Source organism: Nonomuraea sp. NPDC047529 (assembly GCF_040642995.1).
Taxonomy (GTDB): domain Bacteria; phylum Actinomycetota; class Actinomycetes; order Streptosporangiales; family Streptosporangiaceae; genus Nonomuraea.
In genome coordinates this window covers 1-25382 of sequence record NZ_JBEYTJ010000039.1, presented here as the reverse complement: position 1 = coordinate 25382, position 25382 = coordinate 1, and the positions used below count along the sequence as shown (strand labels likewise).

Annotated in this window: 25 protein-coding genes; 16 read left to right on the top strand and 9 right to left on the bottom strand. The window is 73.4% G+C overall.

What is annotated here, in order from left to right; all coding sequences use genetic code 11:
- Window positions 1-30 precede the first annotated feature (30 nt).
- Complete coding sequence (locus tag ABZ815_RS41515) at window positions 31-678, top strand: DedA family protein (protein WP_357706921.1); 648 nt, start codon at window positions 31-33, stop codon at window positions 676-678.
- Here ABZ815_RS41515 and ABZ815_RS41510 read toward each other — a convergent pair.
- The 4 genes from ABZ815_RS41510 to ABZ815_RS41495 all read right to left on the bottom strand — a co-directional run bounded on the left by ABZ815_RS41510 (window position 622) and on the right by ABZ815_RS41495 (window position 3572).
- Complete coding sequence (locus ABZ815_RS41510) at window positions 622-1362, bottom strand: GntR family transcriptional regulator (protein WP_357706919.1); 741 nt, start codon at window positions 1360-1362, stop codon at window positions 622-624. The genes ABZ815_RS41515 and ABZ815_RS41510 overlap by 57 nt on opposite strands.
- A 10-nt stretch (window positions 1363-1372) precedes the next feature.
- Complete coding sequence (locus ABZ815_RS41505) at window positions 1373-2086, bottom strand: HAD family hydrolase (protein WP_357706918.1); 714 nt, start codon at window positions 2084-2086, stop codon at window positions 1373-1375.
- Window positions 2083-2808 carry a hypothetical protein gene (locus ABZ815_RS41500; protein WP_357706917.1) on the bottom strand — a complete coding sequence of 242 codons (726 nt, stop codon included), beginning with the start codon at window positions 2806-2808 and terminating at the stop codon, window positions 2083-2085. Before ABZ815_RS41500 ends, ABZ815_RS41505 begins: the two co-directional genes overlap by 4 nt.
- 110 nt (window positions 2809-2918) lie before the next feature.
- Window positions 2919-3572: a GntR family transcriptional regulator gene (locus ABZ815_RS41495; RefSeq protein WP_357706916.1), complete on the bottom strand. Its 654-nt coding sequence runs from the start codon at window positions 3570-3572 to the stop codon at window positions 2919-2921.
- Window positions 3573-3633: 61 nt separating this feature from the next.
- Between ABZ815_RS41495 and ABZ815_RS41490 the strand changes: the two genes are divergently transcribed.
- Window positions 3634-4821, top strand: a complete 1188-nt coding sequence (locus tag ABZ815_RS41490; RefSeq protein ID WP_357706915.1) for a CoA transferase — start codon at window positions 3634-3636, stop codon at window positions 4819-4821.
- The gene (locus ABZ815_RS41485) at window positions 4818-5624 is read left to right on the top strand and encodes a CoA ester lyase (RefSeq protein ID WP_357706914.1); all 807 of its coding nucleotides are present in this window, start codon (window positions 4818-4820) and stop codon (window positions 5622-5624) included. The genes ABZ815_RS41490 and ABZ815_RS41485 overlap by 4 nt, the downstream gene beginning before the upstream one ends.
- Window positions 5625-5632: 8 nt before the next feature.
- Here ABZ815_RS41485 and ABZ815_RS41480 read toward each other — a convergent pair whose 3' ends face one another.
- Window positions 5633-6271: a TetR/AcrR family transcriptional regulator gene (locus ABZ815_RS41480; RefSeq protein ID WP_357706912.1), complete on the bottom strand. Its 639-nt coding sequence runs from the start codon at window positions 6269-6271 to the stop codon at window positions 5633-5635.
- Between the two features lie 129 nt (window positions 6272-6400).
- Between ABZ815_RS41480 and ABZ815_RS41475 the strand changes: the two genes are divergently transcribed.
- From ABZ815_RS41475 to ABZ815_RS41435, 9 genes are all read left to right on the top strand, one after another.
- On the top strand, window positions 6401-7381 hold the full coding sequence (locus ABZ815_RS41475) for a sugar ABC transporter substrate-binding protein (RefSeq protein ID WP_357706910.1): 981 nt from the start codon (window positions 6401-6403) through the stop codon (window positions 7379-7381).
- A 60-nt stretch (window positions 7382-7441) separates the two neighbouring features.
- Window positions 7442-8482 carry an ABC transporter permease gene (locus ABZ815_RS41470; protein WP_357706909.1) on the top strand — a complete coding sequence of 347 codons (1041 nt, stop codon included), beginning with the start codon at window positions 7442-7444 and terminating at the stop codon, window positions 8480-8482.
- A complete protein-coding gene (locus tag ABZ815_RS41465; protein ID WP_357706908.1) occupies window positions 8479-9234 on the top strand; it encodes an ATP-binding cassette domain-containing protein in 756 nt (251 codons plus the stop codon). Before ABZ815_RS41470 ends, ABZ815_RS41465 begins: the two co-directional genes overlap by 4 nt.
- Before the next feature lie 107 nt (window positions 9235-9341).
- Window positions 9342-10301 carry an alpha/beta hydrolase gene (locus ABZ815_RS41460; protein ID WP_357706906.1) on the top strand — a complete coding sequence of 320 codons (960 nt, stop codon included), beginning with the start codon at window positions 9342-9344 and terminating at the stop codon, window positions 10299-10301.
- 85 nt (window positions 10302-10386) lie between these two features.
- Window positions 10387-10755, top strand: a complete 369-nt coding sequence (locus ABZ815_RS41455) for a nuclear transport factor 2 family protein (protein ID WP_357706905.1) — start codon at window positions 10387-10389, stop codon at window positions 10753-10755.
- 146 nt (window positions 10756-10901) lie between these two features.
- The gene (locus ABZ815_RS41450; protein ID WP_357706904.1) at window positions 10902-12221 is read left to right on the top strand and encodes an MFS transporter; all 1320 of its coding nucleotides are present in this window, start codon (window positions 10902-10904) and stop codon (window positions 12219-12221) included.
- The gene (locus ABZ815_RS41445; protein ID WP_357706903.1) at window positions 12218-13159 is read left to right on the top strand and encodes a hypothetical protein; all 942 of its coding nucleotides are present in this window, start codon (window positions 12218-12220) and stop codon (window positions 13157-13159) included. The genes ABZ815_RS41450 and ABZ815_RS41445 overlap by 4 nt, the downstream gene beginning before the upstream one ends.
- Entirely contained in the window at window positions 13156-14211 is a 1056-nt protein-coding gene (locus ABZ815_RS41440) for a DUF917 domain-containing protein (RefSeq protein WP_357706902.1), read from the top strand. The genes ABZ815_RS41445 and ABZ815_RS41440 overlap by 4 nt, the downstream gene beginning before the upstream one ends.
- Entirely contained in the window at window positions 14208-15713 is a 1506-nt protein-coding gene (locus ABZ815_RS41435; protein WP_357706901.1) for a helix-turn-helix domain-containing protein, read from the top strand. The genes ABZ815_RS41440 and ABZ815_RS41435 overlap by 4 nt, the downstream gene beginning before the upstream one ends.
- A 21-nt stretch (window positions 15714-15734) precedes the next feature.
- On the opposite strand, the gene ABZ815_RS41430 is transcribed toward ABZ815_RS41435, so the two are convergent.
- From ABZ815_RS41430 to ABZ815_RS41420, 3 genes are all read right to left on the bottom strand, one after another.
- Entirely contained in the window at window positions 15735-16955 is a 1221-nt protein-coding gene (locus ABZ815_RS41430; protein WP_357706899.1) for a right-handed parallel beta-helix repeat-containing protein, read from the bottom strand.
- 124 nt (window positions 16956-17079) lie between these two features.
- A complete protein-coding gene (locus tag ABZ815_RS41425) occupies window positions 17080-18708 on the bottom strand; it encodes a hydantoinase B/oxoprolinase family protein (protein WP_357706898.1) in 1629 nt (542 codons plus the stop codon).
- A complete protein-coding gene (locus ABZ815_RS41420) occupies window positions 18705-20732 on the bottom strand; it encodes a hydantoinase/oxoprolinase family protein (RefSeq protein WP_357706897.1) in 2028 nt (675 codons plus the stop codon). Before ABZ815_RS41420 ends, ABZ815_RS41425 begins: the two co-directional genes overlap by 4 nt.
- A gap of 129 nt (window positions 20733-20861) precedes the next feature.
- Between ABZ815_RS41420 and ABZ815_RS41415 the strand changes: the two genes are divergently transcribed.
- Window positions 20862-21482 carry a YigZ family protein gene (locus ABZ815_RS41415; protein ID WP_357706896.1) on the top strand — a complete coding sequence of 207 codons (621 nt, stop codon included), beginning with the start codon at window positions 20862-20864 and terminating at the stop codon, window positions 21480-21482.
- 6 nt (window positions 21483-21488) lie between these two features.
- On the opposite strand, the gene ABZ815_RS41410 is transcribed toward ABZ815_RS41415, so the two are convergent.
- Entirely contained in the window at window positions 21489-22724 is a 1236-nt protein-coding gene (locus ABZ815_RS41410; protein ID WP_357706895.1) for an isochorismate synthase, read from the bottom strand.
- Between the two features lie 217 nt (window positions 22725-22941).
- On the opposite strand from ABZ815_RS41410, the gene ABZ815_RS41405 reads away from it, so the two are divergent.
- The 3 genes from ABZ815_RS41405 (at window position 22942) to ABZ815_RS41395 (ending at window position 25305) form a co-directional block, all read left to right on the top strand.
- The gene (locus ABZ815_RS41405; protein WP_357706893.1) at window positions 22942-23772 is read left to right on the top strand and encodes an SGNH/GDSL hydrolase family protein; all 831 of its coding nucleotides are present in this window, start codon (window positions 22942-22944) and stop codon (window positions 23770-23772) included.
- A 107-nt stretch (window positions 23773-23879) separates the two neighbouring features.
- Complete coding sequence (locus ABZ815_RS41400; RefSeq protein WP_357706892.1) at window positions 23880-24443, top strand: RNA polymerase sigma factor; 564 nt, start codon at window positions 23880-23882, stop codon at window positions 24441-24443.
- Complete coding sequence (locus tag ABZ815_RS41395; RefSeq protein ID WP_357706890.1) at window positions 24436-25305, top strand: CU044_5270 family protein; 870 nt, start codon at window positions 24436-24438, stop codon at window positions 25303-25305. Before ABZ815_RS41400 ends, ABZ815_RS41395 begins: the two co-directional genes overlap by 8 nt.
- The last annotated feature ends 77 nt before the right edge of the window (window positions 25306-25382 follow it).

Genomic DNA, 25382 nt, shown 5'->3' with positions numbered 1-25382 from the left:
GGAGGCGGGGCGCGGGGTTAGGGTGGCCGCGTGCATATCGACGAATGGCTGCAAGCGATCCCCGCCGCCTGGTTGTGCGCGATGGTCGCGCTCGTGATCGGCCTGGAGAGCCTCGGCATCCCGCTGCCCGGCGAGATCGTGCTCGTCAGTGCCGCCATTCTGTCCGCCAAGGGCGTGGTGAGCCCGGTCGCGGTGGGCCTGTGCGCGAGCGCCGGGGCCATCGTGGGCGACTCGGCCGGTTACGCCATCGGGCGCAAGGGCGGCCGCCGGCTGTTCGACCGGCTGGGCCGGCGTTTCCCCCGCCACTTCGGCCCCCGCCACGTCGCGAAGGCCGAGAACTACTTCCACCGGTACGGCGTCTGGGCCGTGTTCGTCGGCCGCTTCATCGCGCTGCTGCGCATCCTCGCCGGGCCGCTGGCGGGGGCGCTGCGCATGCCGTACTGGCGGTTCGCGGTGGCGAACGTGCTGGGCGGCATCGTGTGGGCGGGCGGCACCACCGCGGTGATCTACTATCTCGGGATGGTGGCCGAGAAGTGGCTGAAGGGCTTCTCGTGGGTCGGGCTCGGGGTGGCCGTGCTGTTCGGCATCGGCACCACGCTCTACCTCAAGCGCCGCGCGGCCTCAGCGCTCGATGAGGGTGACCTCGAGGGAGTAGTGCGAGGCCCGATAGACGTGTGAGCCGTGCTCGACGGCCCGGCCCTGGTCGTCGTACGTCGTCCGGACCATGGTGAGCAGCGGCGCGCCGCGGCGCTCGTCGAGCAGCTTGGCCTCGACCTGGCCGGCGGCGCGGGCCCCGATGCGCTGGTTGGCCACCCGCATGCGCACGCCCGCGCCGCGCAGCAGCTCGTACAGGCCGCGGCCCTCCAGATCGGCGGAGGAGAGCGGCGCCAGCCCCAGCGGGAGCCAGTTGTGCAGGACGGCGAGCGGCTCGCCGGCGGCGAAGCGCAGGCGTTCGAGGTAGAGGATCTCGGTGCCGGGCTCGACGCCCAGGATGGCCGCCTTGTCCTCCTCGACCGGCCGCGGCTCCAGCGCGAGCACCTGCGTGGCCGGCTCCTGGCCCGCGCGGCGCAGGTCGTCGTAGAGGCTGGTCAGCTCGACCGAGCGCTTGACCTGGCCGTGGACCACCTGCGTGCCGACGCCCCGCTTGCGCACCAGCAGGCCCTTGTCGACGAGGTATTGGATCGCCTGGCGGATCGTCGGCCTGGACAGGCCGAGCTTGTCGGCGAGCAGGATCTCGTTGTCCAGCCGGGAGCCGGGCGTCAGGTCGCCACGCCGGATCGCCTCGGCGATCTGCTCGGCCACCTGGAAGTAGAGCGGCACGGGGCTGGACCGGTCCAGGTCGATGGCCAGGTTCGGGGTCATGCCGATCAGCCTAACCGAGGTCAGAATGTCCAGACAAATGGCGGGAGGCGAGCAGCGCGGGCAGCTCGGTGAGCGAGGTGAGGCGGGGGAACCCCTCCGGCGCGGCCTCGGCGCCCAGCCGGTCGATCCACACCGAGGGCATGCCGGCCGCCGCCGGGCCGCGTACGTCGTTGTCGAGGTCGTCGCCCACCAGCAGCACCTCCTCGGGCGGCAGCCCGAGGGCCCGCGCCGCCGCGGCGTAGCAGGCGGGGGACGGCTTGAAGTGCCCGCCCAGGCCCTCGCCGGTCAGCACCGGGCCGACGTCGAGGCCGATCGCCCGCACCTTCGCCTCCTGCACGCCCCGCGACCCGTTGGTCAGGACGCCGAGCGTGTAGCCCCGCAGCTCGGCCAGCGCCGGAGCCACGTCGGGGTAGGCGGCCCAGCCGCGCCGGTAGTGCTCGGCGTAGGAGGCGAAGGCCGCCTCAAGATCGGCGGGCGCCTCGACGGCCAGCTCCCGGCACAGGGCGCGCACGCGACGGCGGCGCTGCTCCTCCCACGAGCACTCGCCCGCCTGCCAGGCGGTCAGGTGGGGGATCTCCAGCGCGGCCCACAGCGCCGCGACCTCGGGCAGGCGCGGATGGCCGGGGGCCAGCGCCGACGCCCACGCGGTGATCGCGGCGTCGGCCGCGCCGCGATGGTCGAGCAGGGTGCCGTCGAGGTCGAACAGAATGCCCTTGATGGTCACCCGGCGAGCATATCGGCGGCGACGCGGGCGGCCGTCTCGCGCGGGGGGTAGCCCAGGGTCAGGCCGCGCACCGAGCGTGGCGCGCCGGCGAAGCGCGCCTCGGCGTCCTCGCCCAGCACGTAGGCCAGGGCGGGGGACAGGCCGCGGTGCGACTCCAGCGCCGCCACCTCGGCCTCGGCGCGTTCGGCGGGCAGGGCCTCGCGGTAGTCGGCGATCAGGGAGTCGAGGTCGAAGAGCCGTTCGTAGGGCTCGGTGGTGCCCGCCACGACCCTGACGCCCGCGCCTTCGGCGCGCGCCCGGTAGACCAGGCCGGTGCCGCCGCTCTTGGCGAACCAGCGCAGCGCGTCCTCGGCGGGCAGGGTGAAGGTGCCGTACGGCTTGCGCCCGTACAGCAGGGCCTCGGCGACCCAGCGGTCGCACCAGCGCTCGTCGCGGTACGGCGTCGGCGCCCCGGGCTCGCAGCTCAGCCCCTGGGCCAGCACCGGGTTCCAGGCCGAGACCAGCGGGCTGCTGAAGCGCGGCATGCGGGGGCCCAGGCAGCGGCTCAGCGCGTAGCCGTACCAGACGGTGACGACCTCGGTGCGCCGTCTGGGACGCCTGCGCTCGTAGGCGCCGTTCATCACCTGGCCGTCGGGGTGGCGCCAGGGGCCGGGCTCGGTGCAGTCGTCCGCGGGGACGGAGGGGGTGCGGTAGTCGGGATTGAGCGTCCACGCGTCCGCCACAGCGTCGGCTCCTTCGGCGTCGGGGTCGCGGCAAGACCATCAGAGTGACTCATCGTGCAACACCCGTCACGGTGAATCAATGAACCGGGTGTGAACGATGATGTTTGTCATCAGTGGTCCTTGCGGTACTCCCCGGCCTGCCGGATGTGGTCGATCATGACGCGTTCGGCGGCGTCGGCGTCGCCCGCCTCCAGGGCGCCCAGCAGCTCCTCATGGGCCCGCAGCTGCCGCCCGGCCCGCGCCGGGTCCAGCCACAACGACGCCTCGGCGGGCACCGGGACGCCGTTGCGCACCGACCTGGCGTGCGCGCCGAGGAAGGCCGGGCCGCCGATGTCCACGATGCTCAGGTGGAAGCGGCTGCTGCGCTCGGCCAGCCGGTCGTACCTGCCCTGCTCGGCGTCGGTGACCATCTCGTGGTGCAGGTCGCGCAGCCGGACGAGGTCGTCGGCGGTGATCCTGGCCGCCGCCAGCCGCGCGCCCAGGCCCTCGACGACCGCGCGCAGGCCGTAGTACTCGGCGAGCGCGTCGTCGCCCAGGTCGATGACGGTCGCGCCGTGATGGGCCTCGTAGCTGATCAGGCGGTCCTTCTCCAGGCGGCGCAGCGCCTCGCGCACCGGCGTGACCGAGACGCCGAGCCGCCGGGCGACGGCTCCGGCGCGCAGGGCGGTGCCGCCGGGGATGCGGCCGCCGCGGATCTCGTCGAGCAGCACGCTGTAGACGTAGTCGGCCTTGCTCATGGGCGGCGTGGGCTCGCTGGCTGTCATGTCCCCAGTCTCTCGCACGGGCCGGTCGCGGCTATGACTTATTTCTTATAACTTACAAACTATGACAAGTCTCGCCGACCTGCGGGTCATCGACGCGGCGACGCTGTTCGCCGGTCCCTCCGCCGCGATGATGCTGGGCGACTTCGGCGCCGACGTCGTCAAGATCGAGCACCCGCGGCGCGGCGACCCCTCGCGCGGCCACGGCGCCTCGGTGGACGGCGTGGGCCTGTGGTGGAAGTCGTTGTCGCGCAACAAGCGCACCGCCGCCGTCGACCTCTCCCGCGCCGAGGGCCAGGAGATCCTGCGCCGCCTGGCCGAGCGCTCCGACGTGCTGATCGAGAACTTCCGTCCCGGCACGCTCGAACGCTGGAACCTGGCCCCCGAGGACCTGCTCAAGGCCAACCCCCGGCTGATCGTGGCCCGGATGACCGGGTTCGGGCAGGTCGGCCCGATGTCCGGGCAACCGGGGTTCGGGACGCTGGCCGAGGCCATGAGCGGGTTCGCGGCCATGACCGGCGAACCGGACGGCCCCCCGACCCTGCCGCCGCTGGCCCTGGCCGACGGCATCGCGGGCCTGGCCATGTCGTACGCGATCATGGTGGCCCTGCACGCCCGCGCGGCGACCGGCCGCGGGCAGGTCATCGACCTGGCCATCATCGAGCCCATCCTGGGCCTGCTCGGGCCGCAGATGACCGCGTACAAGGCGCTGGGGGTCGTGCCGCGGCGCACCGGCAACCGGTCCAGCAGCAACGCGCCGCGCAACACCTACCGCACCCGCGACGGCCGCTGGCTGGCGATCTCCACCAGCGCCCAGCCCATCGCCGAGCGCGTCGTCACCCTCGTCGGGCGGCCCGACCTGGTCGAGCAGCCCTGGTTCGCCAGCGGCCACGGCCGCGTCCAGCACGTGGACGAGCTGGACGAGGCGGTCGCCACCTGGATCGCCGCCCGCGACGCCGACGAGGTCATCGCCCGCTTCGAGGAGGCCCAGGCCGCCGTCGCCCCCATCTACGACGTCACCGACCTGGCGAGCGACCCGCAGTACGCCGCGCTCGGCACGTTCGTCGAGCTGCCGGACGAGGAGCTGGGCACGGTCACCCTGCAGAACGTGCTGTTCCGCCTGTCGGAGACGCCCGGCCAGATCCGCTGGCCCGGCCGCCCGCTCGGCCACGACACCGACGAGGTGCTGGGCGAGCTGGACTACCCGGCCGAGACCGTCGCGGCCCTGCGCGAGGCCGGGGTGATCGCGTGAACGCCCCCGTCACCTGGCTGTACGTGCCCGGCGACCGCCCCGGACGTTTCGCCAAGGCCGCCGCCTCGGGCGCCGACGTGATCATCATCGACCTGGAGGACGCGGTCGCGCCCGAGGCCAAGGACGCCGCCCGCGCCCACGCCGTCGCCTACCTGCGCGAGCCCAGGGAGGCCGGGCCGGCGGTGCACGTCCGGGTCAACGACGTGACGACCGCGCGCGGCCTGGACGACCTGGCGGCCGTGGGCGAGCTGGCCGAGGCCGTACGGCTGCCCAAGGTCGAGTCGCCCGCCGCGCTGGACGCCCTCCCCGGCACGGCCCCCCTGTACGCGCTGCTGGAGTCGGCGGCCGGGATCGTCGAGGCCCGCGCCGTGGCCGCCCACCCGCGCGTGGCCGGCGTGGCGCTGGGCGAGCAGGACCTGGCCGCCGAGCTGTCCGTCACGGACGAGAACGCCATGAACCACCTCAGGCTGCAGGTCGTGCTCGCCGCCGCCGCCGCGGGCCTGCCGCCGGTGCCCATGTCGGTCTACCCCGACATCAAGGACGAGGGCGGGCTGGTCGCCTCCTGCCGGGCCGGCCGCGCGCTCGGCCTGTTCGGCAGGACCGCCATCCATCCCGCCCAGCTCCCGGGGATCCGGCGGGCCTTCCGGCCCACCGAGGAGGAGACGGCCAGGGCCGCCGAGATCGTCGAGGCGGCCGAGCGGGCGGGCGCGGGAGCCGTCGCCCTGCCCGACGGCCGCTTCGTGGACGCCCCGATCGTCGCCAGGGCCCGCCGCGTGCTGGACCTCGCCCTCCGGCTGGGCTAGCGGCCGGGTCAGCGGTTCGGGTACCAGCGGACCGACAGCTCCTCGTCCTCCGGGGCCGGGCCGGGCAGGTCGCGGTGGGCGGGCGGCACCCGCAGCGAGTCCATCATCAGCGTCAGGTAGCGGTGGCGGAGCTGGGAGGTGCGCTCGCCGTCGCCGAGCTTGATCGAGGCGATCTGCTCGAACAGCAGCGCGATGTCGGCCACCGTGACGTCGGCCCGCAGCACGCCCGCCTCGACCGCCCGGTGGTGCAGCCGGGTGGCCAGGTCGCCGGCGTGGACGGCGTCGTGGTAGAGCTCCTCCGTCGGCTGGAAGGTGCCGGCCAGCTTGATCGTCAAGGAGTTGGTGTCGGCGTCCACGATGCCGCGCAGGTAGGCGGCGAACGCCTCCCAGGGGTCGCCCTGGTCGTCCATCGCCTGCTGGGCCACGGCGGCGTAGAGCTTCAGCCCGTCGCCGCACAGCTTCTGCAGCAACGCCTCCTTGCTGGGGTAGCGGCGGTAGAGCGCGCTGATCCCGACGCCCGCCTTCTCGGCCACGGCGGCTATGGGGGCGCCGGGGTCGGCGGTGAAGACCGCCCTGGCCGCCTGGAGGATCAGTTCGTCGTTGCGGGCGGCCTGAGCCTTGCGGCCGCTCATGGGTGCGCTGGTCATGCCTTCAGCATACGGGAACGAATGATTCCGTTCTACTATTCGGGTAGATCGAGCCCTGGTCCGTATGTCTATACAAATAGATCGCGGTGCGGTAGAACCAGGCTAGCCCGTTGGTCTTGGAGGTATCCGATGAGACGTACCCCGATCGTGCTGGCGCTGGCAGGCGTACTCGCCCTGACCGGCTGTTCCTCCTCCGGAGGGCAGGGCGCGCAGAGCGCCGCACCCGCCGCCGGCTCCGCCCCTGCGGCCGGCGGTGGCAACTTCGCCGTCATCACCCACGGCGGCGCCGGCGACGCCTTCTGGGACGTCGTCAAGAACGGCGCCGAGGCCGCCGGCAAGCAGTACGGCGTCAAGGTCACCTACCAGGGCGACGGCGACCCCGCCAAGCAGTCGCAGCTCATCGACCAGGCCGTCTCGGAGAAGGTGGACGGGCTCGTCGTGTCCATGGCCAACCCCGACGCGCTCAAGGAGGCGATCGGCAAGGCCGTCGCGGCCAGAATCCCGGTCGTGACCATCAACTCCGGGGCCGACTCCTCCAAGGCGTTCGGCGCCATCACCCACGTCGGCCAGTCCGAGGACGTCGCCGGGCGCGGCGCGGGCGAGCAGCTCAAGGCCGCGGGCGTCACCAAGCTGCTGTGCGTCGTGCACGAGGCCGGCAACGTCGGCCTCGACCAGCGCTGCAAGGGCGCCGAGCAGACCCTCGGCGGCACGGTCGAGCGCCTTCAGGTGGACGTCGCCAACCTGGCCGACGTCACCTCCAAGGTCACCGCCAAGCTGCAGTCGGACAAGCAGGTCAACGGCGTGCTCGCGCTCAACCCGGCGGTCGCCGTGGCGGCCAGGGACGCGATCAAGGACTCGGGGTCGCAGGCCAAGCTCGCCACCTTCGACCTGTCGGGCGACGTGGTCGCCGCGATCAAGGACGGCGAGATCCTGTTCGCCGTCGACCAGCAGCAGTACCTCCAGGGCTACCTGCCGATCACGTTCCTGAAGCTCTACAAGGACAACCTCAACACCGTCGGCGGCGGGCTGCCGGTCAACACCGGGCCCGGCTTCGTGACCAAGGACAACGCCGAGCAGGTGGCCAAGCTGGCCGAGGCGGGCACCCGATGAGCGGCCGCGAGGACGAGAAGAGCCGCCGATGAGCGGCCGCGAGGATGGGGAGGGTCGCCGATGACGGCCGCTCCCGCGCGGGCCGACGAGCGGGTCGCCCGGGTCGGCCTGGCCCGCCGCCTGATCGTCCGGCCCGAGCTCGGGGCCGTGGTGGGGCTGGTCGCGGTGTTCGCGTTCTTCGCCGCGCAGTCGGAGGTGTTCCGCTCGCCGGCCGGCATCGCCAACTGGCTCGACCCGGCCGCCACGCTCGGCATCATGGCGGTCGCGGTGGCGCTGCTCATGATCGGTGGCGAGTTCGACCTGTCGGCGGGCGTGCTGACCGGCACCAGCGGGCTGATCCTGGTCACGCTGGCCACCCGCTACGGCTTCGGCGTGTGGCCCGCCATGCTGGCCGGGCTGGTCGTGGCGCTGGCCGTCGGGTTCGCCAACGGCCTGGTGGTGACCCGGACGAAGCTGCCCAGCTTCATCGTCACGCTGGGCACGTTCCTCATGCTGCAGGGCGCCAACCTCGGCGTCACCAAGGCCATCACCGGGACCGTGCAGGTCGGCGGGCTGCGCAGGGCGCCGGGGTTCGACGGCGCCAGCGCGGTGCTCGCGGGCACGATCCAGATCGGCGGCACGTCGTTCCGGGTGGCGATCCTGTGGTGGATCGCGATCACCGCGCTGGCCACCTGGGTGCTCATGCGCTCCAGGCCGGGCAACTGGATCTTCGCGGTGGGCGGCGACGAGCAGGCCGCGCGGGCGGTCGGGGTGCCGGCGGCCCGGACGAAGATCGCGCTGTTCATGACGACGGCGGTCGCCGCCTGGCTGGTCGGCTCGATCCTGGCCCTGCGGTACACCTCCGTCCAGGCCAACATCGGCATCGGGCAGGAGTTCATCTACATCATCGCGGCCGTCATCGGCGGCTGCCTGCTGACCGGCGGGTACGGCTCCGCCGTCGGCGCCTCCATCGGCGCGGTGATCTTCGGCATGGCCGACAAGGGCATCGTGTTCCTGGGCTGGGACGCCGACTGGTTCAAGTTCTTCCTCGGGGCCATGCTGCTGCTGGCGACGCTGGCCAACCGCATGGTCCGGCGCTATGCCGAGGAGGTGCGGCGTTGATCCTGCAGACCCGGGACATCGGCAAGACGTTCGGCTCGGTGCTGGCCCTGCGCGGGGTGTCGATGGGCGTGGCGGAGGGCACGGTCACCTGCGTGCTGGGCGACAACGGCGCCGGCAAGTCCACGCTCATCAAGATCCTGTCCGGGGTGCACCAGCACGACACGGGGTCGTACCTGGTGGACGGGGCCGAGGTGCGCTTCTCCAGCCCGCGCGAGGCGCTCGACCGGGGGATCGCCACCGTCTACCAGGACCTGGCGATGATCCCGCTCATGTCGGTCTGGCGGAACTTCTTCCTCGGCTCCGAGCCCCGCAGGGGCCCGGCCTTCGACGTGGCCAGGGCCCGCCGGGTCGCGGCCGAGGAGCTGCGCGCGATGGGCATCGACATCCGGGACGTGGACCAGCCCGTCGGCACGCTGTCGGGCGGCGAGCGGCAGTCGGTGGCCATCGCCAGGGCCGTGCACTTCGGCGCGCGCGTCCTCATCCTGGACGAGCCCACCTCGGCGCTGGGCGTCAAGCAGGCCGGTGTGGTGCTGCGGTACATCGCCCGCGCCCGCGACCGGGGGCTCGGCGTGGTGTTCATCACCCACAACCCGCACCACGCCTACCCGGTCGGCGACCGGTTCCTGCTGCTCAACCGCGGGACCAGCATGGGCGAGTACGCCAAGGCCGACCTCGGCAAGGAGGAGCTGACCGCGCTGATGGCCGGCGGCGCGGAGCTGGAGGAGCTGGCCCACGAGCTACGGCGCGAATGAGAGCCGCTTGGGCGGAATTTGACGTAACCGGGCGATCGGATCGAGGTAGGCGCAGGCAGGAACCGGGTGGATGACACTGACAACCGGGGGCGGCCACCGTGACGACGATGATCAGCAAGCAGATCGTGCTGGAGAAGGCGGCGCAGGAGTTCGCCGACGCCAACGCCAAGCGTCCCTTCATCTACGAGCTGCCGCCCGAGCAGGGCCGCGAGGTGCTGGAGAAGCTGCAGTCCGACCCGGCCGTGCCCAGGCCGGAGGTGGACGAGGAGTGGATCCAGGTCCAGGGCGGCCCGACGGGCATCGTGCCGGTGCGCATCGTCAGGCCCAAGGGGGCCACGGGCACGCTGCCGGTCATTTTCTACATCCACGGCGCGGGGTGGGTGTTCGGCTCGGCGCACACGCATGACCGGCTCGTCCGCGAGCTGGCCGTACGGACCGGCGCCGCCGTCGTCTTCCCCGAGTACGACCGCGCGCCCGAGGCGAAGTACCCCACGCAGATCGAACAGAACTACGCCGCCGCCCAGTGGGTGGCCCAGCACGGCGCGGAGAAGGGCCTCGACCCCTCCCGCATGGCCGTGGCCGGGGACTCGGTGGGCGGCAACATGTCGATCGTGCTGACGCTGATGGCCAAGGAACGCGGTGACGTGCGACTGCTCGGCCAGGTGCTGTTCTACCCGGTCACGGACGCGAACTTCGACACCGAGTCCTACAAGCAGTTCGCCACGGGCTACTACCTCAACCGGGACGGCATGAAGTGGTTCTGGGACCAGTACACGACAGATCCGGCGCAGCGCGCGGAGAGCCACGCCTCGCCGCTGCGCGCGAGCGACCGGGAGCTGCGCGGCCTGCCGCCGGCCCTGGTGCTGAACGGCGAGGCCGACGTCCTGCGGGACGAGGGCGAGGCGTACGCGGCCCGGCTGCGGGAGGCGGGCAACGACGTCACCGCGGTCCAGCTCGCGGGGATGGTGCACGACTTCGCCATGGTGGACCTGCTGCGCGACACCAACGCCAACAAGGCCGCCATGGGCCTGGCGGTGGCCAAACTGCGCGAGTGGCTCAATCCCTGATCTACACCGTAAAGACGCCGGCGTTCCGCGCTACCCATACGGTGAGAAAGAACCATATTTCACCAAGACAAGGGAGTACGGAAGCGTGGCACGCGACGCTGTCTGGGCCGTTATTACCGGCATGTACGACGCCTACGCACAAGGCGACAGGCAGGGCATCGACCGGCTCCTCCACCCGGAGGCCACGATCTGGGACTCCGCCGAGCCCGGCCTGATCACCAGCAGGCGGCAGCTCGACAGAGTGCGCGACGCGCGCCCGTCGGACGGCCCGGCGGAGACCTCCGTCCGGGCCATCGACGAGATCGTGGACGTGTGGGGCGACACCGCCCTGGCCAGGTACCTGCTGCAGGTGGACTTCGAGCACGGCGACCCCGAGCTCGTCCGGACGACGTGCGTGCTGCGCCTGGTGGACGGCGAGTGGAAGATCGTCCACGTGCACGAGAACACGCTCTGACACAGGGGGTGGCCGCCGTCCGGCGGGCCTGGAAGTGCGCGGCGCACAGCCGGACCGGCCCCGGCCGGGCGTCGCGCACACCGAGGCGGAAGGGGGACGGCCCTATGGTGCGGCAATACTTCGCGCCCCCCTCCGAGGAGCCTTGCATGACCGCCACCGAAGCACCGACGCTCCCCATCGGGGCGGCGTTCGACCGGATGCCGTTCTCCCGCCGGCACGTGCTCATCGCGCTCGCGCTGTTCATCGCCTTCGTCATCGAGTCGTGGGAGCAGCTCGCGCTGGTCTACGTCTCCGGCGACCTCGGCCCGGCGTTCGGCATCGACGAGGCCGGGATCGGCGTCGTGCTGTCGGCGGTGGCGTTCGGCATGATCCCCGGCGTGCTGGTCTGGGGGCCGCTCGCCGACCGCATCGGGCGCAAGCCGACCGCGTTCTGGTCGCTGCTGGCCTACGGCGTGATCGCGTTCGCCTCGGCGTTCGCGCCGAACCTGGCGACGCTGGTCGCGCTGCGCGTCGGCTCCGGGCTCGCGCTGGCCGGCGTCTACACGATCACCTTCCCGCTCTTCCTGGAGCTGCTGCCCACCAGGCACCGGGGGCGGGCGGCGGTGTACCTGTCGATCGGCTGGCCCATCGGCATGCTGGCGGCCATCGCCGCCTCGGTGACGCTCGGCGGCCTCGGCTGGCACGTCGTGGTGATCGCCAGCGCGGCGGCCGGGCTGTGGGCGTTCGCGATCAGGGCGTGGGTGCCGGAGTCGCCGTACTGGCTGGCCGCGCGCGGGCGGCAGGAGGAGGCGCGGGCCGTGCTGCGCACCCTGGGCAGCCCCGACGCCGAGGCGACGTTCACCATGGCGGGCACGGTGGCGAGCGGCCGCGTGGGCAATCCGATGGACCTGCTGCGCGGCCGGCTGGCCCGGATCACCGTGCTCATGCTGGCGCTCAACTTCGTCTTCAACTGGGGCTACTGGGGGCTGCAGACCTGGCTGCCGACGTTGCTCCAGGCCAAGGGCCTGTCGTTGTCGGCCTCGCTGGGCTTCGCCGCGCTCAGCGCGCTGATGATGATCCCCGGTTACGTGAGCGCGTCGCTGCTGACCGGGCGGTTCGGCCGCAAGAAGGTCTTCCTGTTCTACGTCGTCGCGGCCGTGCTGGGCGGCCTGTGGTTCGCCACCGCGAGCAGCCTCCCGGGCCTGTACCTGGGCAACTTCGTCCTGTCGTTCTTCAGCCTGGGCGCGTGGGGCGTCTGGAACACCTGGAACGGCGAGTTCTACCCGACCGCCCTGCGCGGCACCGGCTACTCCTGGGCCACGGCGTCCCAGCTCGTGGCCACCACGGTCGCGCCGTCGGCCGTGGGCGCGCTGCTCGCCCACGCCACCGGCTTCACCGCGACGATGCTGGTGATCAACGCGTTCATGGTGGCCACGGCGCTGCTGGCGGTGCCGCTGCCCGAGACGGAAGGGCGCGAGCTGGAGTGATCCTCGGCGTCGCGCTGGACGGGCCGTCGCCGGCGGTGGTGGCCGTCGGCGACGGCGCGCCGCCGTCGGAGGCGGTACGCGCCTGCGTGGCGGTCGACCTCGACGGGATGCCGCGCGCGCCGGTGGCCGCGATCCGCGTCGGCGGCCCGTGCCCGCCGGTGTTGCGGCCGGTGGCCGAGCCGGGGGTGGCGACGATCGTGCGCGGCGGGCACAGCCTGACCGGCCGCCCGCTGGCGCCGCTGGACACCGGCGCGGTACGCGAGTTCGCCGCCGGCTGCGGCCTGATCGACTTCGCCGTGACGGCGACCGGGTCGCCGATGCTGGCCGACCACGAGCTGGCGGTGGCCGCGATCATCGCGGCGGAGGTGCCCGCGGCCCGGATCACGCTGTCGTACGAGTTCGGCCGCCCCGGCCTGCGGGAGCGCGAGGCGCACGCGATCAGGAACGCGGCGCTCGGCCCCGAGGCCGGCCGGATCGCCGACCGGGTGGCGCGGGAGTTGCCCGGGGTGCCGCTGTTCTTCGCCCGCTCGGGCAGCGGCCTGGTGTCGGCGCACTACTTCCGCCGCTACCCGCGGGCCTGCGACCGCGGTGGGATGACCAGCCTGCGCCGCGGCCGGGCCGCCCTGGCCACGGCGGACCGCCCGGCGCCGTTCGAGGTGATCGAGCCCGGCGGCGGGGGCGAGGACCTGCTGGCCGCCGCCTACGGGGCCGCGCTCGCCCGGCCCGAGGCCCAGGTGGAGCGCATCGTGCAGGCGCGCGGCCGGGCCGAGCTGGACCGGGCGCTGCAGGACGCCAGGGACGAGGCCCTGACCCGCGTGGTCAGCGCCGGCGCCGCCCCCGGCTTCGCCCGCATCGCCGAGACCATCGTCAACCCCCTGTCCTACCTGCCCGACGGCTTCTACCGGGTGCGCGTCACGGCGGAAGGCGCGACGCCGTGACCCGGCTCATCGGCCCCGACGAGCTGCGCCGCTTCTCGGCGGGGTCGCGGCTGTTCGCCACGGGCGCCGGCGAGTCCTCCTACAGCCTCACCTTCGCCTGGGCGGAGTCGGTGCTCGGCGACGGCGTCGAGCTGGCCGCCGCCGGCGAGCTGGACCCGGGGACGTTGTGCATGGTGGTCAGCCTGGCCGGGTCCACCACGGCGCTCGGCGAGCAACTGCCCGCGGGCGACGAGCCCGTACGGGCGGTGCGGGCGCTGGAGCGGCGGCTGGGGGAGCGGGCCGGGGCCGTGGTGGCGCTCAACCTGGCGGCCGAGAACGCGCTGATCCCGCTGGTCGCCGCGGCGGCCCTGGGCGTGCCGCTGGTCGACGGCGACGGGACGGGACGGGTGTTCCCGCTGGTGGAGCAGACGACGTACACGCTGGGCGGGCTCAGCGCGACCCCGCTGGCGCTGGCCGGGGCGTCGGGGGAGCTGGTGCTGCTGGAGACGGCGGGCGGCCGGGTGGAGGAGCTGCTGCGTCCGGTCGTGCTGGCGGTGGGCGGGTGGGCGGTGGCCGCCTGCTACCCGATGGCGGCGCGGGACCTGGCCCGGGTGCTGGTGCCGGGCACGGTCAGCCTGCTGCTGGCGGCCGGGGCGCCCGGCGCGCCGCGCTCGGCGGCCGCCCCGTACGGGGTGCGCACGCTGTGCGCGGGCCGCATCCTGGCCGTCGAGGGCAGCACGGGGCACGGCGCCGACGTGGCCATGCCCTCGCTGCCCTCCAGCATCGTGGTGCAGGAGTCGGCCGGGCTGCGCAGGCTCGTCCGGCTGGAGGCGCACAACGAGATCGTGCTCGCCCTGGCCGACGGGGCCCCGGTGGCGATGGCGCCGGACCAGATCTGCATGATCGCGTCCGCCGACGGCCTGGTCGTGGACGTCGACAAGGCGGCGCCCGGCATGGAGGTGGAGGTCATGGTGGTCAAGGCCGCGCCGGTGTGGCACACGGGCCGGGGGCTCGCGCTGGGCGGGTTGCGGGCCTTCGGGATCCCGTTCGAGCAGCGGGCGGCGTCGCTGTGAGCGGGCTGCGCGAGCCGGGCTGGGAGGCGCCGGTCACGGTGGCGGAGCTGGTCAACACCGGCCCGCTGGCCGGGGCCCGGATGTACGGCAGCGGCGACAACCCCGTGCACCAGGTCCGCATCGTGGACGACCTGTCGGTGTTCGGCGCGGTGACGCCGCACACGGCGGTCGTGCTGATCGGGGCGGCGGCCGGCGGCGGCTGGGCGGTCGAGATGGCCATGCGCCGGGCCTGGGAGCAGGCGGCGGCCTGCGTGATCGCGCCGTCGGGCGGCCTGAGCGCCGGGTCGGGCGAGGTGCTGGCCGAACGGCTCGGCGTCACCCTGATCTTCGTGGACGAGGACCCGCTGATCGTCGCCGTCCGGGTCGCGTCGGCGGCCTCCCGTCCCGAGGCGGCGCGCACCCAGCTCGTGGCCCGCTGCGCGACCCGGCTGGCCGACGCGGGCCCGTCGGCGCGGCGGGTGCTCGGGGTGCTCAACGCCGAGCTGCCCGGCACGTCGGTGGCCTTCCTCGACCGGTACGGCCTGCACGTCGCCGGCCGCCAGAGTGCCGCCCGCGCGCCGGGCGACCACGAGCAGCCCCGGCCGTCGGGCTCCCGGTGGGCGGCCGAGGTCGAGGTGCCCGGCCAGGACGGCCCCGCGCTCGGCACGCTGGTGGCCGCCGGGACGTCGCGCTCGCCCGGCTGGCCCGCGGTGGTGCGGACCGTGCTGGGCCTGGCGGTGGCGCCGCTGGCGGCGTGGGCGGCCCAGGAACGCCTGCGCGCCTCACGCGACTTCGCCCTGCAGTCGGCGCTGGCCCGGCGGCTGCTCGCCGAAGGACGGCCCGCCCACGAGCCGGCCGGGGACGGCGGCATCTGGCTGGAAGGGGCCCCGGCGGAGGCGGTGGCGCTGGGATGGGCGGTGCGCGGGGCGCTGACGGCCTACCACGTCCGGCCGGTGGGTGCGCTGGCCGACGACGGGCCGCTCGTCCAGGCGCTGGTCACCGCGGCGCTGGGCCAGGTGCCGGTGCTGCGGCGCGGCGAGGGGTGGGCCGGCTGGTCGCCGGAGCCGCCCGGCGGGCTCGCCGAGCATCTGCGGCGCTGCGTGGAGAGCATGCCGTGGCCGTGCGCGGCCGGGGTGGGCGCCGCGGTGGAGGGGCTGGACGCGGTGGGGGAGTCGCTGCTCGGCGCCGAGGCGGCGGCGTTCGTGGCCGGCGCGGGCACGGTGGCCCGCGCCGACCGGATGGGACCGGCCGAGCTGCTCGGCGCGCTCCCGGCGGGGGTGCTGCGGGCGCCCGCGGCCGTCGTGCTCCAGCCGCTGCTGGCCGTCGACAAGGACGGCACGCTGCTGGTGACGCTGGCCGCCGTCCTGGACGAGGGCGGCGCCCTCAAGGCCGCCGAACGCCTGGGCGTGCACCGCAACACGGTCACCACCCGCCTGGAACGCATCAAGGCCGCCGGCTTCGACCTGGACGACGCCGCCACCCGGCTGGCGCTCCAGCTCGCCTGCCACGTGCTGCTGCGCTGAACCGGGGGGCGGCGCTTCGGGTCAGTAGCCCCTGGTGAGGTGCACGCCCGCGCCGACCTTGCGCCGCTTCCCGACGCCGTCGAGGAGGTTGCCCGAGGAGGCGATCGACATCGACTCGCCCTCACCCTTGGCCAGCAGGATGCCGGTCTCGCGCTTGGTGCCGTGGCCGACGACGGTGTTGCCGGTGATCGCGGCGTGGCCCGCGCCGTAGTTGACCTCGTTCAGCGCCAGGTAGACGAAGTCCACGCCGTCGGGGAGCGGGCCGGTCGCGGCGATCTTGCGCTCGGGCGGCGCCGCACCGCTCTGGCGGGCCTTGCGCAGTTCGGCCAGCGCGTTCGGGTGCGGCAGGAACTTGTGCACGCGGTTGCCGGTGATCGTGGTGGCGGCATCGCCCTGCAGGTCGCAGCGGATGCCGTAGTACGTCTGGCCCGCCGTGCCCTCGGAGCCGAAGTCCTCGATGTAGTTGTCCTGGATCGAGGTGCCGAAGCAGCGGTGGGCGTCGATGGCGTTCTTCGGCGTCCCGTACAGGTGCAGGCCGCTCATCGTCCAGCCGGCCGCGTTGTCGCTCTGGATGGCATTGGTGCCGCTGAAGCCGATCCAGGAGCGCTGCAGCGTCCAGTCGGTGACGGAGTTGCCCGGGTCGACGACGCGGATGCCGGCCTCCGCCGCGCCCTCGATGTAGACGTCGCTGATGACGCTGTTGACCATCGTGTTGCGCAGCGTCGTGCCGTTCCTGGACGGGTTGCTGATGCGGATGCCGTCGGACGGCGTGCCGTAGATGTCCACGTCGTAGACCCGGGTGTTCCACGAGCGCAGCAGCAGGCCGACCGTGCCGGTGTTGTGGTCGCGGTTGCCGTCGATGGTCAGCCGCTCGACGCGCACGCTCTCGCCGCTGAACTCGGTGTCCTCCAGCCAGCCCTTGGAGGCCAGCACCGCGGGCAGGTTGGCGCCGTCGGCCTGCTTGAGCACCGTGCCGGCCTTGGCGTCGCCCCGGTAGGTGCGCCGGTCGGCCAGGCTGATCGTGGCGTCGATCAGGCACGGCCCCTTGATGACGATCTCGTCGCCGTCCTTGGAGGAGTCGATGGCCGCCTGGATCGCCGCGGCGTCGCCGGCGGCGTCGGAGCAGGCGGCCTCCACCCTGGCGGCCGAGGCGGGCGCGGCCGGCGTCAGCACGGCGACGCCGGCCAGGCCCGCGGCGAGCGCGGCGGAGCCGGCCAGAAGGCGCGTTCGTAACATGGTCATGGAAGTCCCCTCGTGAAGATGGTCATGGCGGGGACACAGCCTCCCCAGGCCGCGCGTGCCCCCGCGTTGTCGATCATCTTCACAGACCGGGGAACAATCCGTGCGATTTTCGGGCGAACGCGGATCAGTTCGTGATCATGCCCTCGGCCAGGTCGGCGGCCCGCGCCTGCGGGGAACGGCCATCGGCGGGGCCGTAGCCGCCGCCTCCGCCCGACTCGCAGCGCAGCACGTCACCGGCCGACACCGGCAGCGCGTTGACCTTGAGCATCTCGCGCTCGCCCGCCGTGCCCGGGTTGAGCGTCACCCGTGGGGGAGCGCCCGCCGCGCCGCCGGCCAGGCCCCACGCGGGCGTGACCGAGCGCTCGAACCACAGCGACAGCGAGGTGTCGCCGCAGAACTCGTACTCGCGCACCACGCCGTCGCCGCCGCGCCACTGCCCGGCGCCGCCGGTGCCCGGACGCAGCTCGTAGCGGCGCACCCGGACCGGGAACAGCGTCTCCAGCACCTCGATGGGCATGTCCCGCAGCGAGCCGTTGACGTTGTTGATCAGGCAGGACTCGCCGTCGCCGCCCTCCCACGCCCCCCAGCCGCCGACCGTGGCCTCCTGGGAGACGTACAGCTTGCCGGTGCGCGGGTCCGTCCCGGTGAACTGCACGATCATCGAGTCCCCGTACGAGGCCGCCGCCGCCTTGCCCGGCAGCACCGGGGCCAGCGCCTTGACCACCAGGTCGATGAGCAGCCCGAGATGGGAGTAGTAGTACTGGCACGCCGCCGGGGCCCGCGCGGCCAGCATCGAACCCGGCCGGGTCTCGACGCTCAGCGGACGGAACGAGCCCCCGTTCAGCGGCACGTCCCCCGACACCAGCAGCTTGTACCCCACCCGCACCGCCGCCACGGCCTGCGCGGCGCCGCAGTTGACCGGGCCGAGCGCCTGGTCGGCGCAGTCGGTCAGGTCTACGTGCATCGACTCGCCCGACACCGTGACCGTCACGTTCACCGGCAGCGGCGTGTCCAGGTCGATGCCGTCGTTGTCGAGGAAGCCGGACGCCTCGTACACGCCGTCGGGGATGGCGGCGATGGCCTGGCGTTCCATGCGCTCGGTCTGGGCGAAGATCTGGTCCCGGGCGGCCATGACCGTCTCCAGGCCCCAGCGCGAGACGATCTCCCGCAGCCGCCGCTGCCCGGTCATCGCGCAGCTCACCTGGGCCCGCATGTCGCCGAGCGTGGCGTGCGGGAAGCGCACGTTCCTGGCGATCACCTCGTGCAGGTCGCGGCACGGCTGCCCGCCCGCGTACACCTTGACCGGGCCCAGCCGCAGGCCCTCCTGGAAGATCGACGTGGAGTTCATCGAGCCGCCGGGGTCCTTGGAGCCGACGTCCAGCCAGTGCGCCCGCGAGGCGGCGAACCCGGCCAGCTCGCCGTCGGCGAAGATCGGGCCGTAGACGGTGACGTCGTTGAGGTGGGTGCCGCCGACGTAGGAGTCGTTCAGCACCCACACGTCGCCCTCCTGCCACACCTCGCGGCCGTACAGGCGCTCGGTCTCGCGGGTGCACACCTCCAGGTTGCCCAGGAAGATCGGCAGCCCGGACGACTGCCCGAGCACGTTGTGGTCGCGGTCGAGCAGCGCCACCGCGCAGTCCTTGGCCTCGTAGATCACGGGCGTGTACGAGCTGCGGATCAGGGTGGTGTTCATGTCCTCGGCGGCCTGCAACAGGGCACACCGGATGATCTCGGTCGTCACTGGGTCGATCACTGGACGTCCACCTTCACGATGAGGAAGCCGTTGTCGTCGATGGCCGCCAGGCAGCCCGGCGGGATGACCGTGGTCGCGGTCTCCTCGACCACGATCGCGGGCCCGGCGAACGAGCCGGACAGGCCCGCCCGCCGCAGCACGGGCGTGCGGTGCGGCACGCCGTCGAAGATCACGTCCCGGACGCCCGCCGCCGTCTCCTCCGGCGCCTCGGCGGCCGTGGCGGCGGCGCGCGGGAACGAGCCGAACCCGGTGCTGCGCAGCATGACGAACTCGACCGGCGCCTCGGGGGTCGCGTGGCCGTACCGGCTGGTGTGGGCCTCGGCGTAGCGGGCCGCGATCGTGTCGAGGAAGCCCGGCTCGCCGGGTTCGGCGGCGTCGCGCAGCGGGATGGTGAGCGTGTAGTCCTGGCCCTCGTAGCGCAGGTCCACGGCGTGCTCGACCCTGCGCCGCTCCTCCGGGACGCCCTGCCCGGCCAGCGCGTCCAGCGCCTCCCGCTCCAAGGCGACCAGGTGCCGGGACATGCCGGGGCCGTCGAGCGCGTCCTGCGGCCGGAAGTAGGGCCGCGTCAGGTCCCGGCGCACGTCCGCCTCCAGCATCCCCCAGGCCGAGAACGCGCCCGGGAAGCGCGGGACGACGACCTCGGAGATGCCCAGCTCGCGGGCGATGAACACCGCGTGCATCGCCCCCGCGCCGCCGAAGGCGACCAGCGCGAACTCCCGCGGCTCGACCCCGTGCTCGACCGTCAGCGTGCGGATCGCCTGGGCCATCTTGGCGTTGGCCACGTCGCACACGCCCTCGGCCAGCCGCAGGGGGTCCAGGCCCAGTTCCTCGGCCAGCGTGACCACGGCCGCGCCGGCCGCCTCCTCGTCCAGCGTCATCAGCCCGCCCGCGAACCAGGCCGGGTCCACCCGGCCGAGCACCACGTTCGCGTCGGTCACGGTGGGCCGCGTGCCGCCCCGGCCGTAGCAGGCCGGACCGGGCACGGCCCCGGCCGACTCGGGGCCGACGCGCAGCGCGCCCGCCTCGGCGTAGGCGATCGAGCCGCCGCCCGCGCCGATGGTGTGCAGGTTCACGACGGGCATGAGCACCGGGTAGCCCTCGATGCGGGCCTCGGCGCTGACGTCGGGACGCCCGTTCACCACGAGCGAGACGTCGAAGGAGGTGCCGCCCATGTCCACGCAGATCGCGTTCTCCCGGCCCAGCATGCGGGCCGCGGCGACCCCGCCCATCGTGCCGCCGACCGGCCCCGACAGCAGGGTCTGCAACGGCCGCCGCATCGCGTACGAGGCGTTGACCAGGCCGCCCGACGACTGCATCACGTGCACCGGCACCGGCAGGCCGCGCTCGGCGAAGCGCCGCTCGATCCTGGCCAGGTACCGGCGCACGACCGGCCCGGTGTAGGCCTCCAGCACCGCCGAGGAGGTGCGCTCGTACTCGCGCCACTCCCGCGCGACCTCGTGCGAGAGCACCACGAGCACGTCCTCGCCCAGCTCGGCCCGCAGGATCTCACCGGCCCGCAGCTCGTGCGCCGGGTCGGCGAAGGAGAACAGCAGGCACACGGCGACGGCGTCGAAGCCCTCCTCGCGGGCCCGCCGGGCGGCCAGCCGCACCGCCTCCTCGTCGAGGGGTTCGAGCTCGCGGCCCCGGAAGTCCAGGCGGCCGCCGGCCTCCATGACGTCCCGGGGCGGCACGAGCGGCGACGGCTTGCGGTAGCGCAGGTCGAACATGCGGTCGCGGTTGCCGCGGGCGATCCGGTAGACGTCCCCGGCGCCCCGGCTCGCCAGCAGCAGCACCCGCGCGCCCTTGCGCTCCAGCAGCGCGTTGAGGCCCTGGGTGGTGCCGTGCACGAAGAACGAGATGGCCGCGGGGTCGTCCACGACCCGGCCGAGCGCGGCGAACACGCCCTCGGCCAGGTCCCCCGGTGTGGTGGGCGCCTTCGAGGCGGTGACGGCCCCCGTGCGCTCGTCGTAGCAGACGACGTCGGTAAAGGTGCCGCCGATGTCCATGGCGACGCGATAGGTCATGCGCCGCACCGTATGCGCCGGACGGCGCATCGATCGTGTGCGTCCCGCACAGCGGAGGGGCGCCTCCCGTGCATCCCGCTCAAACCCTGTCCAGTGAATCTACAACGTAAAGGAGGTAGCCTGGCGGACGTGTCCCAGCCGTACCTCACCCTCGCGGCCGGCGTCGAGCACGAGACCGAGGTGCGCCGCTCCCGGTTCGTCTGCGCGCTGGCCCCCGCCCGTACCGTCGAGGAGGCCGCCGCCTTCATCGCCGGCCGCCGCCGCGAGCACGCCGGCGCCACCCACAACTGCACGGCGTACGTGATCGGGCAGCGGCTGCAGAAGGGCGACGACGACGGCGAGCCCGGCGGCACGGCGGGCACGCCGATGGTCCAGGCGCTGGTCGGCCGGGGGTTCAACGACGTGGTCGCGGTGGTCACGCGCTATTTCGGCGGCGTGCTGCTGGGCGCCGGCGGGTTGGTGCGCGCCTACGGCGGAGCGGTGACCGAGACGCTCGACCTGGTGCAGCCGGTGCGGATGGTCCCGGCCAGGCTGGTCAGCGTGTCGGTGGCCCACGACCAGGCGGGCCGGGTCGAGAACGACCTGCGCGCCTCCCGCTTCGCGCTGCGCGAGGTGACCTACGCGGCCGGGGTGACGTTCGCGGTGGCGGTGGGGGAGGACGAGGTGGCGGCGTTCGCCGAGTGGGTGGCCGCGCTGACGGCCGGCCGGGCGCGCGTCGAGGTGGGCGAGGGCGTGCACGTGCCGGGCTGAGGTCGTTCAGCCCTCCAGTGCGTACTGCATGACGCGGAACTTGGCCTGGGCCTCGGCCAGTTCGGCGGCCGGGTCGGAGTCGCCCATGATGCCGCCGCCGGCGAACAGCCGGGCGCGGTTGCCCTCGATCAGCCCCGAGCGCAGGGCGATGCCCCATTCGCCGTCGCCGTGGGCGTCGATCCAGCCGACGGGGCCCGCGTAGCCGGCGCGGTCCATGCCCTCCAGCTCGCGGATGACCTTGATGGCGGTGTCGGTCGGGGTGCCGCCGACGGCGGCGGTGGGGTGCATGGCGGCCACCACGTCGAGCACGGACGCGCCGTCGGCCAGCCGCCCGGTGACGTGGCTGGCCAGGTGCTGGACGTTGGGCAGCACGAGGAGCTCGGGCTCGTCGGGGGTGTCGAGCGAGGCGCAGAGCGGGGCGAGGGTCTGGCGCACGGAGGCGATGGCGCACTCGTGCTCGTGGCGGTCCTTCGGGGAGGCGAACAGCGCGGCGCCGCGGGCGACGTCGTCGGCCGGGCCGGTGCCGCGGGCGGTGGTGCCGGCCAGGACGAGGGATTCGATCTCCTGTCCGGTGCGGCGGATGAGCAGCTCGGGGGTGGCGCCGACGAGCCCGGCCACGGAGAAGGTGTAGCACTCGGGGTAGCGCCGGGCCAGCCGGGTCAGCAGCAGGCGCACGTCGATGGGGTGCTCGGCGGTGGCGAGCAGGTCGCGGGCGAGCACGACCTTCTCCAGCTCGCCGTCGCGGATGCGGCGGGCGGCCCGGGCGACGACGTGCTCCCATTGGGGCGCGGTGAGGCTGCCGTCGCCGTAGCTGATGCGGCCGGGCTCGCGGATGGGGCTGAACGTCTCCAGCGGGGCCTCGCCGACGGTGGTGAGCCAGGCCCGCCCGCCGCGGCGGGCCAGCACGGCGCGGGGGACGACGAGCACCGACCCGGGGGCGTCCTCGTCGAAGGTGAAGCTGCCGAAGGCCACGGGACCGGAGCCGGAGCCGGGGGAGCGCCCGGCGTCGTCGGCGGGCGCGTCGCCGAGGACGGTGCGCAGCCACTCGCGGGCCCAGGCGAAGCGGCCGGGGCCCGGCGGCACGGCGACGCGGGCGGCCTGACCCCATCCCACCAGGCCCTCGCCGTTCCTGATCCAGGCGTAGGGCGCCGTCTTCGGGAGGGATGCCAGCAGGTCACCGGGGTCGCCGACGGGGGTGGTGCGAACCGGTAGCGGGCGGGTTGTTCCGAGCGCGACACTCACTCAACACACTCTATGCGGGAACTGAACACGTTCGACTCGGACCCCCGTGAATGCGGTGTTACTACCCGCGAACCAGGAAAAAACCGGATCTTGACCTGGGATGTGGGCAACCTGCCCGCGTACAGGCTGTCAAGCGGTGATAGGAAGACGGTCCTGAAATGGCAGACCTCGCCTTGAGGACATGGTGCCGCCTTGATCGACTCCCTACCTTAGGGCCATGATCGGTCGCCTTCCCCCCGTCGTCACCGCCCTCCTCGTCCTGGCCGCCGCAGGGCCCGCGCAGGCCGTCGCCGCAGCTCAGCCCGTCCCTGAGACGATGGCGGCGCTGGGCGACTCGATCTCCACGGGCTTCAACTCCTGCGGCTGGTACGTCTCCTGCGCGGCCCGTTCGTGGGCGGCGGGCGACAACGCGGCGGTGGACAGCCATTACCTGCGGCTGCGGAGTCTGGCTGGAACGCTCCATCGCGAGAACTTCGCCGTGCCGGGTTCGACGAGCGCCGATCTGCTCGGCCAGGTGAACAAGGCGATCGAGGCGAAGGCCGATTATGTGACGATCCTCATAGGCGCCCAGGACGCCTGCAAGCGCACCGAGCGGGAGATGACGCCGGTCGCGCTCTACCGCCGGCGGATGGACGCCGCGTTGTCGGCCTTGCGCGCCGGCATGCCGCAGGCCAGGGTGTTCATCGCCAGCGTCCCCGACCTGCGGCGGCTGTGGCAGGTCGGCAAGGGCAACCCGCTGGCCCGTACGTTCTGGACCATCGGGAAGGTCTGCCAGACCATGCTGGCCGACCCGGCCTCGATGAGGAAGGCCGACGTCGAGCGCCGGGCGCGGGTGCGGGCGCGGGTGATGGCCTACAACCAGGAGGCGGCGCAGGCGTGCCAGGCCATGGGGCCGGCCTGCGACACCGACGAGGGCGCGATCTTCTCCTTCCCGTTCACGCTCGGCCACGTCAGCAAGTGGGACTTCTTCCACCCCAACCTCGCCGGTCAGAAGGCGCTGGCCGAGCAGACGTTCGAGCACGGGTTCACCTGGGAGGACCCCCGCTAGCCGCAGCCGTGGGTCGGCGGTCGGGAAGAAAGACCGCGTGCGCCGCGAAGGGTGGGTGAATGTAATGATCACCCACCGGAAGGCACACTCATGACAAAGACCGGCACATGACCGCCCACGTGGGCGAGCAGGTGGCCGACGCCGACCTCGTCGCCGGCTACCGGCGGAACCCTGAGCTGTTCACCGCCGTGTACGACCGGTATTTCCATGACGTCTACCGGTACGTGGCGGGACGCCTGGGCAGCCAGGTGGCCGAGGACATCGCGGCGGAGACGTTCCTGCTGGCGTTCGACCGGCGTGACCGGTTCAACCCGGAAATAGGTGGTCTGCGGCCCTGGCTGCTCGGCTTCGCCACCAACCTGGTGGCCAGGCACCGCCACAAGGAGGCCCGCCGCTACAAGGCGCTGGCCCGGCTGGACCCCGCGCCGGTCGTGGAGGGGCACGAGAACCGGGTCGTCACGTCCGCGACCGCGCAGCCGTACCTGGCGAAGGCGCTCGCCTCGCTGAACGGCGGCGAGCGTGACGTGCTGCTGCTCCTGGCGCTGGGCCAGCTCAGCTACAACGAGATCGCCCAGGCGCTCGGCATTTCCCTCGGCACCGTGGGGTCGCGGCTCAGCCGGGCCCGCGCCAAGATCCAGGCCCTCACCGACAAGGAGACCACCCATGGATGACCTGGAAGAGATCGCCACCTTGCTGGACGAGCCGGAGCCGTCCGCCGGGGCGGTCGCGCGCGGCAGGGAGCGCCTGGAGCGAAGGGTGCTGGCGGGCCGGGCACGCCGGCGTGCCGGCTGGTTCGTCCCGGGTGTCGCCCTGGCCGCCGCCGGTGCCGTCGCGGCGGTCGTGTTCGCCACGGGGGCGCCCACGAACGGCGGCGCACCGGTCACGGGCAAGGAGGTCCTGCTCATGGCCGCCGTCCACGCGGAACGTACGCCCCAGGGCTCCGGGACGTACTGGCACGTCACGCGTCGGTGGCTCGCGTCGGACGCCCCGCCGCCGATAGAGAGCTGGACCAGGCGCGACGGCAAGCGCTGGACCAAGGCCGTGCCGGGGGATCACGCCGGCGCCGTCATCCAGGCGCCGGACTCGAAGACGCTCAGGCTCAAGGGCGCCAAGGTGAGCTTCGAGGAGCTCGAAGCGCTGCCGACGGACCCGGAGGCGCTGAAGGCGTGGATCGTCGCGCGCGAAGGCAGAGAGACGGACATGTCCGCGTCCGAGATCCGCGGCGATCCCACCCTCACCCTGCTCGCGCTGATCACCGACCTGCCGACGCCCGCGGCGGTCCGCTCGGCCGCGTTCCGCGCGCTCGCCGCGACACCGGGGGTGGTGAACATGGGCGCGGTCGAAGGCGGCCAGCGTCTGAGCCTTCCGGACCCCGACGACGGCACGGACATCGAACTGGTCATCGATCCCGAGAAGGCCCGGGTGGTCCGCGCCAACCTCATCCTCGTCGACGACGGCGACTTGGCGTTCAGCGCCGAGTTCATCTCCGTGACCACCGAGTGGACGGACCAGCTTCCTGCGGTGAAGAGCTGAGGCGGGATCCCGTGAGCCCCGCGGGTGATCGCGACCGCTGACGGGCCTCCTCACCCGCACTCGTCCGCCCCCGGGCC

Bases quoted from the DNA above. Each gene is read 5' to 3' on its own strand.
- ABZ815_RS41495 (WP_357706916.1), bottom strand. From the start codon at position 3,572: ATGACAGCCAGCGAGCCCACGCCGCCCATGAGCAAGGCCGACTACGTC.
- ABZ815_RS41480 (WP_357706912.1), bottom strand. From the start codon at position 6,271: ATGACCAGCGCACCCATGAGCGGCCGCAAGGCTCAGGCCGCCCGCAAC.
- ABZ815_RS41460 (WP_357706906.1), top strand. From the start codon at position 9,342: ATGATCAGCAAGCAGATCGTGCTGGAGAAGGCGGCGCAGGAGTTCGCC.
- ABZ815_RS41405 (WP_357706893.1), top strand. From the start codon at position 22,942: ATGATCGGTCGCCTTCCCCCCGTCGTCACCGCCCTCCTCGTCCTGGCC.
- ABZ815_RS41510 (WP_357706919.1), bottom strand. From the start codon at position 1,362: ATGACCCCGAACCTGGCCATCGACCTGGACCGGTCCAGCCCCGTGCCG.
- ABZ815_RS41400 (WP_357706892.1), top strand. From the start codon at position 23,880: ATGACCGCCCACGTGGGCGAGCAGGTGGCCGACGCCGACCTCGTCGCC.
- ABZ815_RS41450 (WP_357706904.1), top strand. From the start codon at position 10,902: ATGACCGCCACCGAAGCACCGACGCTCCCCATCGGGGCGGCGTTCGAC.
- ABZ815_RS41430 (WP_357706899.1), bottom strand. From the start codon at position 16,955: ATGACCATGTTACGAACGCGCCTTCTGGCCGGCTCCGCCGCGCTCGCC.
- ABZ815_RS41395 (WP_357706890.1), top strand. From the start codon at position 24,436: ATGGATGACCTGGAAGAGATCGCCACCTTGCTGGACGAGCCGGAGCCG.
- ABZ815_RS41490 (WP_357706915.1), top strand. From the start codon at position 3,634: ATGACAAGTCTCGCCGACCTGCGGGTCATCGACGCGGCGACGCTGTTC.
- ABZ815_RS41420 (WP_357706897.1), bottom strand. From the start codon at position 20,732: ATGACCTATCGCGTCGCCATGGACATCGGCGGCACCTTTACCGACGTC.
- ABZ815_RS41475 (WP_357706910.1), top strand. From the start codon at position 6,401: ATGAGACGTACCCCGATCGTGCTGGCGCTGGCAGGCGTACTCGCCCTG.
- ABZ815_RS41470 (WP_357706909.1), top strand. From the start codon at position 7,442: ATGACGGCCGCTCCCGCGCGGGCCGACGAGCGGGTCGCCCGGGTCGGC.